General features: G+C 53.6%; 13 protein-coding genes. 7 read left to right on the forward strand and 6 right to left on the reverse strand.

The window, feature by feature from the left end:
- Nucleotides 1–371: 371 nt before the first annotated feature.
- The 5 genes from CJD38_RS00005 (at nt 372) to CJD38_RS00025 (ending at nt 4552) form a co-directional block, all read left to right on the forward strand.
- A complete protein-coding gene (locus tag CJD38_RS00005; RefSeq protein WP_107938260.1) occupies nt 372–668 on the forward strand; it encodes a hypothetical protein in 297 nt (98 codons plus the stop codon).
- Between the two features lie 540 nt (nt 669–1208).
- Nucleotides 1209–1562 carry a GNAT family N-acetyltransferase gene (locus CJD38_RS00010; protein ID WP_107938261.1) on the forward strand — a complete coding sequence of 118 codons (354 nt, stop codon included), beginning with the start codon at nt 1209–1211 and terminating at the stop codon, nt 1560–1562.
- 128 nt (nt 1563–1690) lie between these two features.
- A complete protein-coding gene (locus tag CJD38_RS00015) occupies nt 1691–2179 on the forward strand; it encodes a GNAT family N-acetyltransferase (protein WP_107938262.1) in 489 nt (162 codons plus the stop codon).
- Between the two features lie 164 nt (nt 2180–2343).
- Nucleotides 2344–2643, forward strand: a complete 300-nt coding sequence (locus CJD38_RS00020) for a VOC family protein (RefSeq protein ID WP_146165885.1) — start codon at nt 2344–2346, stop codon at nt 2641–2643.
- A 271-nt stretch (nt 2644–2914) separates the two neighbouring features.
- Nucleotides 2915–4552, forward strand: a complete 1638-nt coding sequence (locus tag CJD38_RS00025; RefSeq protein WP_107938264.1) for a tetratricopeptide repeat protein — start codon at nt 2915–2917, stop codon at nt 4550–4552.
- Nucleotides 4553–4697: 145 nt separating this feature from the next.
- Here CJD38_RS00025 and CJD38_RS00030 read toward each other — a convergent pair whose 3' ends face one another.
- Nucleotides 4698–5324 (reverse strand): TetR/AcrR family transcriptional regulator, encoded by a 627-nt coding sequence (locus CJD38_RS00030; protein WP_107938265.1) that lies wholly within the window; start codon nt 5322–5324, stop codon nt 4698–4700.
- 115 nt (nt 5325–5439) lie between these two features.
- On the opposite strand from CJD38_RS00030, the gene CJD38_RS00035 reads away from it, so the two are divergent.
- The gene (locus tag CJD38_RS00035; protein ID WP_107938266.1) at nt 5440–7344 is read left to right on the forward strand and encodes a CocE/NonD family hydrolase; all 1905 of its coding nucleotides are present in this window, start codon (nt 5440–5442) and stop codon (nt 7342–7344) included.
- Between the two features lie 261 nt (nt 7345–7605).
- Here the strand turns inward: CJD38_RS00035 and CJD38_RS00040 are convergent, their stop codons facing one another.
- The 3 genes from CJD38_RS00040 to CJD38_RS00050 form a co-directional block, all read right to left on the reverse strand.
- Entirely contained in the window at nt 7606–8886 is a 1281-nt protein-coding gene (locus CJD38_RS00040; RefSeq protein ID WP_366511301.1) for an NADH:flavin oxidoreductase, read from the reverse strand.
- On the reverse strand, nt 8841–9758 hold the full coding sequence (locus CJD38_RS00045) for an SDR family NAD(P)-dependent oxidoreductase (protein WP_107938268.1): 918 nt from the start codon (nt 9756–9758) through the stop codon (nt 8841–8843). The genes CJD38_RS00040 and CJD38_RS00045 overlap by 46 nt, the downstream gene beginning before the upstream one ends.
- Nucleotides 9759–9870: 112 nt before the next feature.
- Nucleotides 9871–10461 carry a TetR/AcrR family transcriptional regulator gene (locus tag CJD38_RS00050; RefSeq protein WP_107938269.1) on the reverse strand — a complete coding sequence of 197 codons (591 nt, stop codon included), beginning with the start codon at nt 10459–10461 and terminating at the stop codon, nt 9871–9873.
- A 374-nt stretch (nt 10462–10835) separates the two neighbouring features.
- On the opposite strand from CJD38_RS00050, the gene CJD38_RS00055 reads away from it, so the two are divergent.
- A complete protein-coding gene (locus CJD38_RS00055) occupies nt 10836–11567 on the forward strand; it encodes an isocitrate lyase/PEP mutase family protein (protein ID WP_240783516.1) in 732 nt (243 codons plus the stop codon).
- Nucleotides 11568–11635: 68 nt separating this feature from the next.
- Here CJD38_RS00055 and CJD38_RS00060 read toward each other — a convergent pair whose 3' ends face one another.
- On the reverse strand, nt 11636–12079 hold the full coding sequence (locus tag CJD38_RS00060) for a hypothetical protein (protein WP_206362830.1): 444 nt from the start codon (nt 12077–12079) through the stop codon (nt 11636–11638).
- 159 nt (nt 12080–12238) lie between these two features.
- Nucleotides 12239–13051: an SDR family NAD(P)-dependent oxidoreductase gene (locus CJD38_RS00065; RefSeq protein WP_161554110.1), complete on the reverse strand. Its 813-nt coding sequence runs from the start codon at nt 13049–13051 to the stop codon at nt 12239–12241.
- Nucleotides 13052–13164 lie beyond the last annotated feature (113 nt).

The raw sequence follows: 13164 nt of genomic DNA on the forward strand, positions 1-13164 counted from the left end.
GTGGTGATGGCGCGGGGAGCTGTTCATGACGATCCTAAAAGACAGACGTCAGTTGTAGTAGCTCTGCGCTCGGAGCGATATCACATAAATTGGTGAGTGCTACACCAACGGCAGCGTCAGGCGCACACGGGTTCCAGGTTGCAACGGTAATTCCTGTGCGATTACCCGTCGGTCGGCTTCGTAATTCACCTCGCCGGAAGCGGGCATTCCCATTCATAGCCAAATGGGTAATTGTATTTGCGATCCAATCTGGCAACAGTACAACCTCAGCCTGAAGAAATCAGTGCCTTACGAATGATTCGTCCGAAGAAAACCGCCGAAATGCAGCAATTAATTACCGCAATTAGGCGGTCCAATTTTAGTGGGGCGGCATGAAAAATTCTGATTCATTGCTTAAGTGGATGGCCATCGCACTGCCAATTCTGGCTGGCTTCTTTGTTATCTTAGGTACAACGCTTTCTATTTCTGCTACTAGAGTCGGCATCGTCCTTTTTGGCTTGTCCATGACGGCCAACGGAGCACTCGTAATTAAAACTCGCCGCGTGTCATTTGCACGCCGCGCCAGAAAAGAACATTACGAGGGTTCAGACGCTTTTATTGTGGGAGCAGCATCAACGGCATTTGGCATGGTGATAGCCTGCTGGGCCTTGTTCTCATGGGTGCACTGATAATACTGCCTAACAAGCTGCCCCAGTCGACGCCCCTGCTTCGCGGGGCCGAGTTTGAGTTTTGTCGTTAGGCGCCATGAACGATTCCGAAACAGCACAGCCCTCGCGGCGACAACGCATCATCGCTCTGTGGTTATCGCCAGAGTTAATTCGCTGAGTATCAAAATGATCGCGCTGGGAGGCTTTCTTTTTTCTACTACTCAACGGCTGGCCCAACTGGTTAGCAGCAAAGTACGCGGGCGATTCGGTAGCGCAGAAATGCACCCAACTTTCAATCATCTGGCTTGTGCCAATGTTGGGCGCAGTTGCCTCTGTTCTGGTCATCCGCGCTGACGAAGCATCAGTTCCTACCTTCGAGGAGCAAGCCAAAAGTGGCATCAACAAGCATGACAGTGACACAGCGCCATAAACTGCTGCTCAACCGGCGTTTAATGACTGCTTTAGGGCGACGAGCTTTGCGTTGTGACTGGCGACTGTTGACACTGATCAGCCAATCAGAAAGATCCAACATGCGTATTTTAGAATGAGGCAAACACTGCGATGAGTATCAAGATTTCCCCACTGCACGCCAACGATCGAGAAGCTTGGGAGACACTGGCGCGTGCATACAAGGCGTTCTATCAAACCGAGACAGCGCACGCTGAATACGATCAAGCATGGCAACGACTTCTGGCGCACGAGGGGGTCTTTGGATTAGCAGCAAGGCTAGACGATAAAATCGTCGGCATCTCGCATCACCTATTCCATGCCAGCGCCTGGGCGAACACAGTCTGTTACCTGCAAGACATGTATACCGCCCCTGAAGTTAGGGGGCGTGGTGTTGGCAGAGCATTGATTTCTGCCGTTGCTGATCACGCAAGAAAGTTCGGAGCTGTTCGTTATTACTGGCACTAAGCGGACATGCGAGGCGGTACATTTTGAGGTGCCATGATTGGCATGTTTTGGGTGGCCGTCAGCGAACTGCCCTAAGCGCACTTTCGCGACCAAGTTTAATATTGGCGCTCCATCAGTCAGAAACTCCGATGAATTCGCAATTGCCATCCGACCTGTATATCAGGCCAATGTCCGAGCAGGATGTAGATAGGCTCTTGGAAATGGAGAGCGACCCTTCTGTTATGCAATTTACGAGCGGAAGAATCACCCCGACGCTAGAACGTCGCCAAGATGTGATTCACTACTTGCAACAAGCTCGGACCGATACCGGACATTGGGCTGTTGAGAAGAAAGGCAATTTTATTGGTTGGGTAAGCTTGACCAATTGGAAACCAGATGGACGACACCAAATTGCGTACCGCTTTTGCGCGAGTGAATGGGGGAACGGATACGCAACGACAGCGGCATCCGCGCTTGTGGACTATGCTTTCACAACCTTAAATATTTCTGCTCTGGTTGCTGTTGTCTGGCCAGATAATCTAGCGTCGGCAGCTGTCCTTCGTAAATTAAATTTCAAGTATGAAAAGGACGCACTGAATCAGGAAGTGATTGTTCACCTGTATTCGCGGCTTCGATAATGTCCGCTCTCGGCACTGACCAGCCCAAAACTGAGATTTGTGCTGACCTAAAGCGTCTGTAAAACTCGGGAATATCCAGGAGGAAGTGACGTGAGTCCTTCGCGCAAGCTATGAATATTGTTCAATACGGAATAATCCTGTTTGTCGAGAAGTATGAAGAGTGAGTGACTTTCTATCGAGATTTAGTGTCGCTTGAGGTCGCCTATACAAAACACTCACTGACCTGCTTTCACTTCGGTTCGGCGTATCTATTGGTTGAGCAAAGTGACGGAAACTCACGTCAAGAAAATGGGCACAATAAGAATCCAACTGTTCTTCGCTTCGATGTCACGAACTTAGAGGCCGCAGCGACGGAACTCGAAAGCAAAGGCGTCTCGGTGGAAAGACAGTTATTCGATTGGGGACACATTGGCGTGTTCTCTGATCCCGATGGGAATCGTTGCGAACTGAAATTCGCGCCTTAACAATTCGTTGCTCGAATCTACGCTGAATGTCCGCAATTGGCACAACCCCGCCCATGGCGGAAGTTTCGGGATTTTGCATCCGCGCCCCAAAGCCGTCAGTCAGACAACAGCCTGTTCCTTGCTTTCCAGTGTCGAGGCCGGTTGCCTAGATGAACCGGCAAAAAGAGAGCGAGACACTTATGGCCAACCCGACTACCATGTCAGAAGGCGTAAAGAAGGAACCAAGCGATCAAGGTTGCCAAACACGCCGGTCCACTCCCCGGAGCGCTGCGTGAAGAACCAAGTCCGTCGAATCGGCACTGTTGCGTTGTTACTGCAGCTTGTCGTACTGCTTATGCTCTCCCCTTCCGCTTCGGCTCAAAAGCTGTCGCCGGAGCTGGAGGCACTCCGTGGAGAATCGTATCGGCTCTTTCAGAGTGCCAGACAGTACGACGCGGGACTCTCCTCCCTGCGGGAACTACATAGCCGCACGGAAGAGGCCTATGGCCAAGATTCGTCGGAGGTGGCTCGCGTTCTCTCCGACTTTGGCTTCTTCTACCTGTACTACCTAGGTGACTCCGCACGTGCAGAGTCGTTCTATAAGAGATCGCTAACCCTTTATGAGAAGCAGCCACAGGGGCAGCAGCAGGAATATTCGATGTGTAATGATCTCTTGGAAATAGGCAAATTCACTTATAGCCGCACCGAGTATGAGTCTGCAGTCCCACTCTTTGAACGTGCGTTGCGTTGCATGGAGATTGATCAGGGAAAGAGAAGCTGGACAACGTTCAACGTTCTGGATCACCTCGGTGACGCCTATCGCATCCTGCACACGCACCCCGGCATGGTCGCCAAGGCGGATCAGCTATTCGAATATTTGATGCCAGTGCTGGAGAGCATCTATGGCCCGAATGACATCCAGGTGGCAACGCTGCTGAGGAAGCAAGCAGCGTCATATGTGAAGCGCAAGGAATGGCTCGTGGCAGCCGGCATGCGATCGCAAGCAATGGCAATTGTCGAGACCCACGAGAATCAACCCGACCCAGATTCCAAATGGCTGAAGCTCAAGGCAAACCTGCTTCAAGACCAGGTGTCCGCGCACCGCGAGTCGAACGGCTATGTGACGGACATGATTGCGCTGGAATACCAGGCCCGCCTAGTCGCGGTAGATGAGAAGTTGTATGGCGCGAATGGTTCGAGAACCAACTCCGATCGGAAATTCCTGGATGACTGGCGCAGCCGTTCCTTCTATGAGCCCAAGATGAGGGACGGGGGATCACCCTGGATTTATGACGACGTCGATCACGGTGAATGCGTCGATGTGGTAGGAGTTCCGCCGACAAGATTTAACGAAATGGCCTACGGGCTCTACAAGCTGATCAACAACTGCAGCTATGCGGTCAAGTTGTTGGTATGTCTCCACACCGACCGTGCTGACAAAAAGCCGAGCCCGGACTTCGACCGGCATCAGGATGGGGTTCCCTGTCCCGGCTTCGGTTGGGGCGGAACGACGCTGAAGGCGAAGGAGACAAAGAGCGAACGCACCTGGTACGAGTATCGCAATATCAAGTGGAAGGTCAGGGCTTGCCGCGAGGGCTGGGACTTTGCCACAGAAGACGGCGAACCTCTGCCGTTCAGGAGCCTGATTGACGACAACTACACCTGTCGCAGGATCAGGTCGGATGACGAGCCTTCGTCCCCCCGCAGTAACACTGCGCCCTCCCAAGCGGCGGAGTCTCCCAGAGCGACATTCGAGTGCGAAATGGAGCCCGGCGATTTTTGGCGAGCAAAAGGGGGCTACGAAATCGCGGGGTGGAATCCAGTTACAGGAAAAGCCAGTTGTTGGAGCGACTCCGCGGGGAGCGTCCGCGACACCTCGCCTGCGAATGGATCGAAACGTAAGTGCGGCAAGATATGTACCGCAAACTAGGTCTTGCTGCGCGGCAGTTGAGTCGGGCTGCAGCTCCCAAAGAGGCCATTCGCGAGCTTCCGCTCATGGCACATACAGGACATCACTGCAGAACTAACCCGATATCTCTCTTTCAGTTCTCAAAGCGTGTTCTGAATTTTCCAGCCTAACGAACGATTGGCTTTAATCCGTTCCAATAAAGAGTAGAGAAGAGTTCGACGACCCGCGATCTGGGAGTGTCCGGATTCTTGCGCCACCACTTTGCCAACTGCTCGCCGCCACCAGAGAGTACATGCGCACAGGCGACGATCATTTCATCATCCACGCCAGGCTTCACATCGTTTTTTAGAAAACCGACAATAAGCATGGTGGTGATATTTCTAAGGCGATCCGCTTCCACGACTGCGGGCCCTGCTACTGCTGCGCCACCCCCGAATAGCACATCCCACGACGCACTACTGTGCTCAACGAAACTGAAATATGCATCCATGCCAGCAGTGAGTCGCTCGGATGGAGTTTTTGCTGCCGTTACTGCATTGATCATCCCAGCCGCGAGCTTCTCACGAGCCTTTCGAAGGCAAGCGAGATAGATGCCGTCTTTAGATTTAAAGTAGTTGTAGACCATAGGCCGAGTCACTTTTGCTGCGGCGGCAATATTTTCGACAGAAGTGCCTTGATAGCCTTGCTGACCGAAAAGGTGTTCAGCAATGTTGAGCAGCTGCTCCTCCCGAAATGCGCGAGGAACGCGGCCGTGACGATGACCTTTGACGGCGTTGACAGCTCTTACGGCCATTAGAAAATGCCTCTAAATTGACAGCAAGAAAAATTGTATATTACAGTCCTGTAACTTACATAGTTGTAAGTCATAAATATTTACTACAGCTACGACTGTAGTGTGAGGAGATTCCATGAAACAAATAGCGGCCATTGGTCTGGCTTTTGGCTTCGCTGTTTCGTTGTCTGGTTGCAGCCGTAGTGCTTCACCAGCCGCAGACAACAGTACTAGCCCTAGCTCTTCATGGAGCACGCTCGGTACGCGTGCTGAGCCAGCCGCAGCGGCAACATCGATCACCTCGAATGCTGATGCCAAATGGGTGGACTACAACCCGCCGGCTACCTATCCCAATATGAACACCACGTTGAGCACGATCACAATGGCGGACGGCACTCAGCTATCCGCTGCGGTGACGCTGCCAGCAGACGCCAGCGGTAAGAGCGTGACGCAAGCGCTCCCGACTATTGTGACGTTGACTGGCTACAACAAAAACTCACCTGGCAACGATGCCATCAACAGCTACGCGATCACGCATGGGTACGCTCAGGTTGTCGTCGACGTGCGTGGCACTGGCGGTTCGCAGGGTCAATGGGAAGCTTTCGGCGCGACCGAACAAGGAGATGATCGTCCGATTCTCGACTGGGTGGTGGCGCAACCATTTTGCAATGGTCGCATCGGTCTCTATGGCGGGTCATTGCTGGCGATCAATGCCGCACTGGCTGCAGCCAAGAACCATCCAGCGGTGAAGGCGGCGTTCTTGATCGTGCCGATGGCGGATGGTTATCGCGATATCGTCTTCACAGGCGGCCAAACCAATTTAGGCTTCATTCCACTATGGCTAGGCTTGGTCACTGCCGATAGCGTTCTGAATCCTGAAGTGCTTCAGAATCCTGCAAGCGGCATTCCGCTAGAGCTCACTCAGCTACTCAGTGCACTCACTAACTTCCAGGTGCCCTTGCTGCTCAAAGCAATTGTTGGCGACTCCGACACAGTTTATGACGGTGCTTTCTGGCAAATCCGTTCGCCGATTGAGCAGGCCAACAACATCCATGTGCCAACCTTCATCGTTGGTGGATTGCAAGACATTTTCCAGCGTGGAGAACCGCTGCTCTATGAAACCATTAAACGTAATGCGCCAGCGAAGTTGCTGATCGGCCCATGGACACACATAGCGACTGGCAATGGCCTGCCCGTAGATGGCGTGCCCGTGCTTGATCACATCACGTTGCAGTGGTTCGACAAATATCTGCGTGGGCAAGACAGCGGCGCTGAGCAACTGCCCAATGTCACTCAATACGTTTACGGTCTCGGCCACTACGTTAGCACCACCGATTGGCCGAATCCGCAGGCCAGCGTGCAACGACTCTACATGCGCGGAGACAAGAGCCTGCGCGCGGAGCAACCTGCGCAGGGCGAGGCTAGTAACGTCACTTTGCAAGTGCCACTCAATGGCGTTTGCTCGGCCAGCGCTGCACAGTGGACCGCTGGTGCGCTCGGCGCTGTACCTTTGCCCTGCATTACTGACGACGGTCTCGCCGAAGCGTTGGATGTTCACTACGAAACCGCGCCGTTGACGAATGACCTGTATCTGAACGGCCCCATTGCTGTTGATCTCTGGGTTTCGACAACCGGCAGCGACGGTGGCGTTGCAGTACGCGTCGACGATGTGAGCGGTAACACCGTCTCACCGCTCACCAATGGCCTGCAGACTTTGTCGATGAGCGCAGTCGACACTACGCGCTCGCGTACACTCGACGAGCAGATTATCCAGCCTTGGCACACGTTTACTCAGGCCGCGCAGCTGACGGTTACACCGGGTGCACCGATGAAGATTTCGGTAGAAGTATTTCCGACCAGTGCGTTGATTAAGACCGGGCACAAGTTGCGTATCTCTGTCGGGCCCAGCGATTTTCCGCACGGTCTGCCACCACTGCCGAGTCTTGTAGGCGGCGTGATTGGTGCACTAACGATTTATAGCGATGCACAACATGTGTCGAGTGTATTACTGCCAGTCGTACCGACATCAACACTGCCCTAAGTTGAAAGGGCAAAACAAAAAGCCCGCGTGAGCGGGCTTTTTGTTGGCTGAGCAAGATACTCAACTTGGCGCTCTCTGCTGCTCATGCGGGCTGCGGTTGTAGAAGACCTCAATGTAATCGAACAGATCAGCTCTAGGTGATTGGTTGGAACGCAGCAAGATGGTGATCCCAACGTGGCAATGGGCGGTTATGACTGCGCCCTAAAGGTTATGGGGCCTGACGGCTCGAGAGGCTTGAGATGCGAACGCCGCAGCAATCGTTCAATCGCAGGCGGCGAGTTGGTTGAGCGCGGAATTTTCCACCGATGTTAGCGCACAGCGTGTGCCGCCCGGCGTGTACATCATCGGCACGCACAGGTTGCAAGCCGTGCACCCCGAGCGCGTCTTCTTGCCTGCTTCAAAACCGCGTAAAAGATCCGGCTGATGAATCAATGCTCGGCCCATGACTATCGCTTCGAAGCCATCGCGCATCGCTTCTTCAATCCCAGCGATCGATTTCACGCCACCGAGATAGGCTAACGGTGTGTCGACTACAGCTCGGATGCGGCGAGCCGCTTCAAGCAGATATAGATCGTGGAATTCGATCTTTGGCTGTTGCCACTGCAACACCTGAGTAGCAGCTCGCATCATGAAAGACTGTGTTGCGCCTGCGACACCTTTGGGAATCTGACTGCCGAAGATCGCCCATGGCGCTTCTACGTTTGCGCCCGCACTGAGCACAATCAGATGCGCCCCGTGTGCCGATAAACTTTTAGCGGCGACGACGGCATCCTCCACCGTGCCTCCACCTTTGTAGCCTTCGAACATACTGATCTTGCAGATCACCGGCATGGTCTTGCCAACCGCATCGAGGACAGCGTTCAGTACTTCTGCAGGGAACCGCACTCGCGCTTCTGCACTGCCGCCGAAGGTATCTTTACGCCGGTTGTATTTTGGTGAGAGGAACTGGCTGAGCAAATAGCCGTGGCCCATGTGCAGCTCAATTGCATCAAAACCGGATTGCTGCGCAACGAGTGCCGCCGAAACAAATTCTTGCTTAATGCGCGCCATGTCATCGCGAGTCATCGCATTCTTAAACCATCGACCATTGAGTACGCCGGCAGCATTGAAGCCGCTCGATGCGCTCATCGGATAACGCGTAGACAACTGCGGCAGAAAATTGAACGCGCCGCCGTGCGTGATCTGAGCGCTTGCTGCTGCGCCTTCACGATGCACAGCATCCGTGAGCACACGCAGATGTTTGACAGTTTCTGCATTGAGCGTGATTTGATCTGGGAACGTACGACCATCAGCACTCACCGAACAGTAAGCCACCGTCGTCATGCCTACGCCACCTGCCGCCATCGAGCGATGATGCTGGACCAGCGCCTTTGTCGGCACCCCCCGGGGCGCCATCCCCTCATTAGTGGCAGATTTAATGACGCGATTGCGTAGACGGATCGGCCCAAGTGCCCAAGGCATCAGCGCTCGACTAAACTCAGATGACTGCGTTGAATTCAATATGTCCATTGGATACCTGTGAGTGCTTCGGTACGCGCCCATAAATCTGCACCCAACTGCGAGTTCAATGCTGCTGGACCCGGCTTAACGACACCCGGAATACCGAAACTTTCGAACAATAGTTTTGGCCCGATGAATGCGCCGCGCGGAATATCAGCAGACGTGGCGGCGACGACAATGGCAGACGCACCGTTCTCCGGTGTTTGACCAAAATTTTCCTGCCCCCAACCTAATGACTTCGACGAAAAGCGTTGCCACCAATTGTCTCTGTCAGAGATTTTGCGATTGCGGCCTAGTTGCGTACGGCACACACCAGGATGCGCGGCATAACTGCTGATGCTGCTACCTACTGCTTCTAACTTACGTTGCAACTCCAGTGCGAATAACAAGTTCGATAGTTTGGCCTGTTGGTACGCCTTGATCGGCATGTAACCCATGCTGAAATTCAAATCATCTGGATTCATCTTCGCTGTGCGCTGAACTAAGCTCGTGACGCTGACCACTCGCGCTGCGGACGCTGCCTTGAGTAAAGGCCACAAAGCATGGGTGAGACGAAAGTGACCGAGATGCGCAATGGCAAACGTCAGCTCATGTCCTTCCTCTGTCAGCGTCTTAAGCGAAGGAGGATAAATGCCCGCATTGTTAACCAGTACATCTAATGGCTCGCCGCATGCGAGTAAACGCTGCGCCACGGACTGGATGCTTTTTGCATCCGACAAATCCACCTGCTCAAATCTCAGCGTGGATGAGCCAAGTGCTTGCAATTGCTCCAGCGCCTTCTGTGCAGCTTGTTCGTTGATGTCTGCGATCGTGATTTTCGCGCCAAGTTTCACGAAACGCATCGCCGCACCCAGCCCTAGGCCACTAGCACCACCTGTGATCAGTACATGTTTGTTCTTGAGACTGTGGGGCATAAAATCAGAGTGCTTATTTTGCATTTATATAAGTGTACGATACGTTTCGTACACTTATGAATCACTCAAATGGATGAGACGATTGAGTAATCAGGAATGAGGTCTTTGAGCGTCAGAGACCTTTTTTGCTGCCTACACCGGTAGTCACCAGACGAACCAGCTTGCGAATCCAGACTTTAGTAAGTGGCTCCAGCAGAAAGTACATGCGCGTCACGACCGCCCCTTGGATGACGTCTAGCGTCAGCTCAATATCCGCTGCTTGGTCAATCTCGCCCCGTTTAATCGCACGCTGAAGAATCAGCCGAAGCGGTGCGCGGCGCCGGTCATTCAATACCATCAGCGCCGACGCCAACGTAGGATTACTCGCACACTCCGCCGCCAACATAGGGATCACCCCCTTCAACGGCGAGTTTTGCATGGCACGCGAAACCTGCGCGAACTGTTCTAGCAACTCTGCTTCCAGACTGGACCGCTCTGGGGGCTCCGCGATAGGCAACTGACTAATCACAGCCAGTATCAACTGCTCTTTAGTTTTCCATCGTCGATAAATCGTGGACTTGCTGGCCTTGGCTACCGCTGCAACGCGATCAATCGTCACTCCGGCATAGCCGCTTTCCGACAATATTTTCAAAGTGGCTTTGAGAATCGCCTTCTCGGAGGCGAGGCTACGCGGCCTTTGGATCACAGCACTGGAAGACGCCATACACCTACCGACATTGAAAGCGCAGAGTGAAGCTGTAAGCAAACGACTGATCGCGCACTGACACCAGTCTCCATCTCATTTTAAACACAGTCGTAGTCATCGGTGTTTAGTTATTGCTCCTTGGCAACAGCCCGCTACATGGATTCTTTGCAGTGCCATTTCACGAACAAATTTCGAGTCTCGCTTATGCTCTACGTGAAAGTGAAAACCTTCCGCCTCCATCAATCTTCTCCTCTTTTGCGTGAGCGTAAACTGCAAACTGGAATTGCCCCGTTAACGCAGACGTCCAGATGTCTGCAGAATCAACGCGACGCTGAATGACCGTATTTACAGACCTAACTAATAAGCGCGATTTCATGATTAAAGTAAGTGTGATGTACCCAAAGCTCCTTCAACATCTCGGCTTCAAAGCATTGGCCTCAACCAGGGCAGGGTTTGCGTTCTCTCAAGGGCGAAGCGACCCCAGCGTGCAGACACAAGAAATGCTCGGACACTTGTCTGAGCTGGCGCAGTCCACCGATCTGCCCATTAGCGCAGATCTCAAAAGCGGATTCGGCCACACGCCTGAAGATGCTGCGAGAACCATCCTTGAGGCTGCCAACACAGGCATCGTTGGTGGCTCTATCGAAGATGCATCGGGTGACGACGCTGATCCCATCTACGACATCGGATTGGCCGTTGAGCGGATTCAAAGCGCCGTCGCTGCCGCCAAGTCTCTGGATTTCAAATTCATGCTGACGGCCCGTGCTGAAAACTATTTCTATGGGCGTGCGGATATCAAAGACACCATCAGGCGCCTACAGGCTTATCAGGAAGCTGGCGCAGACGTGCTGTTTGCTCCGGGGATTCAATCAAGGGACGACATCAAGGCTATCTTGCAGTCCATAGACCGGCCATTGAACGTGATGATGGGCTTGCAAGGCGTTCGGCTCACAGTGGCCGAGTTGCAGGAGCTTGGGGTTGTTCGCATCAGTCTGGGTGGATCACTGGCCAGAGCGGCTTATGGCGCACTGGTGCGTGCGGCTAAAGAGGTTCAGATCGCTGGTACGTTCAGCTATACGAGTGAGGCCATCTCTGGCAAAGAGCTGAACAGCATCTTCTCGTAGCGAATTCTTAAGTGCCTAAAGTAGGGCGGGTTCGCAAAGCGCGGAACCCGCCATCACCATATTCCGCGTTAAGAGTTTGAAGGGGTGTCGCTTGCGCTGGTCGTGTCGGCTGGCGCAGGTGCATCGACAACTGCTGGCGCAACGGCGGCGACTGCTGCTACGGCTGCAACTGCAGCTTTCTTAGCTTTCTTCACGACTTTCTTGACGAGCTTCTTCACCACTTTCGCGGCTGGAGCTTTCTTCGCTGCAACTTTCTTTACGATCTTCTTTGCAGCCTTCTTAACGGCTTTCTTTGCGACTTTTTTCGCGGTCTTCTTGGCAACTTTCTTAGGCGCTTTCTTGGCAGAAGCCTTCTTTGCTGGCTTCTTCGCAACTTTCTTAGCTGCCTTCTTGGCTACTTTCTTTGCCGCCTTCTTCACTGCTTTTTTGGCGACTGGTTTCACAACTTTCTTGCTAACTTTTTTGGCCGCTTTTTTGGCGACTTTCTTAGCTGCTTTCTTTTTTCCTGCCATGTCGAAACTCCGATAGTGATGCAGGAAATAGGGCCTGCGGCTTTGAGTAGATCAAAGAGAGCGCAAGTTGGCAATTAAATTTTTAAGAAGATCTAAATTTGTTCTTCGATCAACTATCGAAATTTCGTGTGCAGATTTGGTGCGAAGCGGCCGCGCTGTTTACTTCATGAAGGGCAAAGGGTTCGATGCCAACGTGCGTGCCAGGCCCGGCATGAAGCGCTTCAGGTAATAACCCGCCCAAGCTTCTGGCGACACCGGCACTACCGCGCGGTTGTGTTGCACGGCTTTGAGAATGGCGTCGGCTACTTTCTCTGGGCCGTAGTTACGTTTCTTGTAGAAGGCCACGGCGCCCGATTGCCACTTGGCGGCTTCGCCTTCGGAGACGGTGGTGGCGACGATGTTGGTGTTGACGATGCCCGGGCAGATCGCGCTCACGCCAATGCCCTTGCTCTTCATATCCATCCGCAGCGCCTCGCTAAAGCCCAGCACGGCGTACTTGGACGCGGCGTAGATCGGCAGGTCTGGCGCTGAGAAATAGCCCGCCATCGACGCTGTATTCACGACATGACCGTGGCCGCGTTCCACCATCGCAGGCAGAAACAACTTGCAGCCCAGCATCACGCCACGCACGTTAACGGCATGCACCTTGTCCCAGGTCTCGATGCTGGTTTCGAGAAAGCGCCCAGAAGCGCCAATGCCCGCGTTGTTCACCAGCACATCCAGCGCGCCGTGCTTGGCGTGCACCTTCTTCGCCAGCGCCGTCATCGCCACCTGATCGCTCACGTCCGCAACATGGGTTTCGCACTCGCCACCCTTGGCGGTGATGAGTTGAGCCGTTTCCTTGAGGCTGGCTTTGCCGAGATCAACCGCAATCACGTAAGCGCCTTCCTTAACAAACGCCAACGCCGTGGCGCGACCAATGCCGCTACCGGCGCCAGTGACGAGAACTTTCTGTTGAGCGAAGCGAGCCATACGTTTCTCCGATGTATTTGTACCCGTAGGAGCGCCTCTTAGGCGCGATTGGTGCATGAACCATCGCGCCTAAGAGGCGCTCCTACAAAAGCGATGTGCGCGTAGGGTGCGCC

The sequence above is a fragment of the Stenotrophobium rhamnosiphilum genome (genome assembly GCF_003052265.1).
Lineage (GTDB): Bacteria > Pseudomonadota > Gammaproteobacteria > Nevskiales > Nevskiaceae > Stenotrophobium > Stenotrophobium rhamnosiphilum.

What these genes read in the sequence shown, in the direction of transcription:
- CJD38_RS00030 (WP_107938265.1), bottom strand. Translation starts at nt 5,324, where the DNA reads ATGGCCGTAAGAGCTGTCAACGCCGTCAAAGGTCATCGTCACGGCCGC.
- CJD38_RS00040 (WP_366511301.1), bottom strand. Translation starts at nt 8,886, where the DNA reads ATGGGCGCGTACCGAAGCACTCACAGGTATCCAATGGACATATTGAAT.
- CJD38_RS00055 (WP_240783516.1), top strand. Translation starts at nt 10,836, where the DNA reads ATGTACCCAAAGCTCCTTCAACATCTCGGCTTCAAAGCATTGGCCTCA.
- CJD38_RS00050 (WP_107938269.1), bottom strand. Translation starts at nt 10,461, where the DNA reads ATGGCGTCTTCCAGTGCTGTGATCCAAAGGCCGCGTAGCCTCGCCTCC.
- CJD38_RS00035 (WP_107938266.1), top strand. Translation starts at nt 5,440, where the DNA reads ATGAAACAAATAGCGGCCATTGGTCTGGCTTTTGGCTTCGCTGTTTCG.
- CJD38_RS00015 (WP_107938262.1), top strand. Translation starts at nt 1,691, where the DNA reads ATGAATTCGCAATTGCCATCCGACCTGTATATCAGGCCAATGTCCGAG.
- CJD38_RS00010 (WP_107938261.1), top strand. Translation starts at nt 1,209, where the DNA reads ATGAGTATCAAGATTTCCCCACTGCACGCCAACGATCGAGAAGCTTGG.
- CJD38_RS00060 (WP_206362830.1), bottom strand. Translation starts at nt 12,079, where the DNA reads ATGGCAGGAAAAAAGAAAGCAGCTAAGAAAGTCGCCAAAAAAGCGGCC.
- CJD38_RS00045 (WP_107938268.1), bottom strand. Translation starts at nt 9,758, where the DNA reads ATGCCCCACAGTCTCAAGAACAAACATGTACTGATCACAGGTGGTGCT.
- CJD38_RS00005 (WP_107938260.1), top strand. Translation starts at nt 372, where the DNA reads ATGAAAAATTCTGATTCATTGCTTAAGTGGATGGCCATCGCACTGCCA.
- CJD38_RS00065 (WP_161554110.1), bottom strand. Translation starts at nt 13,051, where the DNA reads ATGGCTCGCTTCGCTCAACAGAAAGTTCTCGTCACTGGCGCCGGTAGC.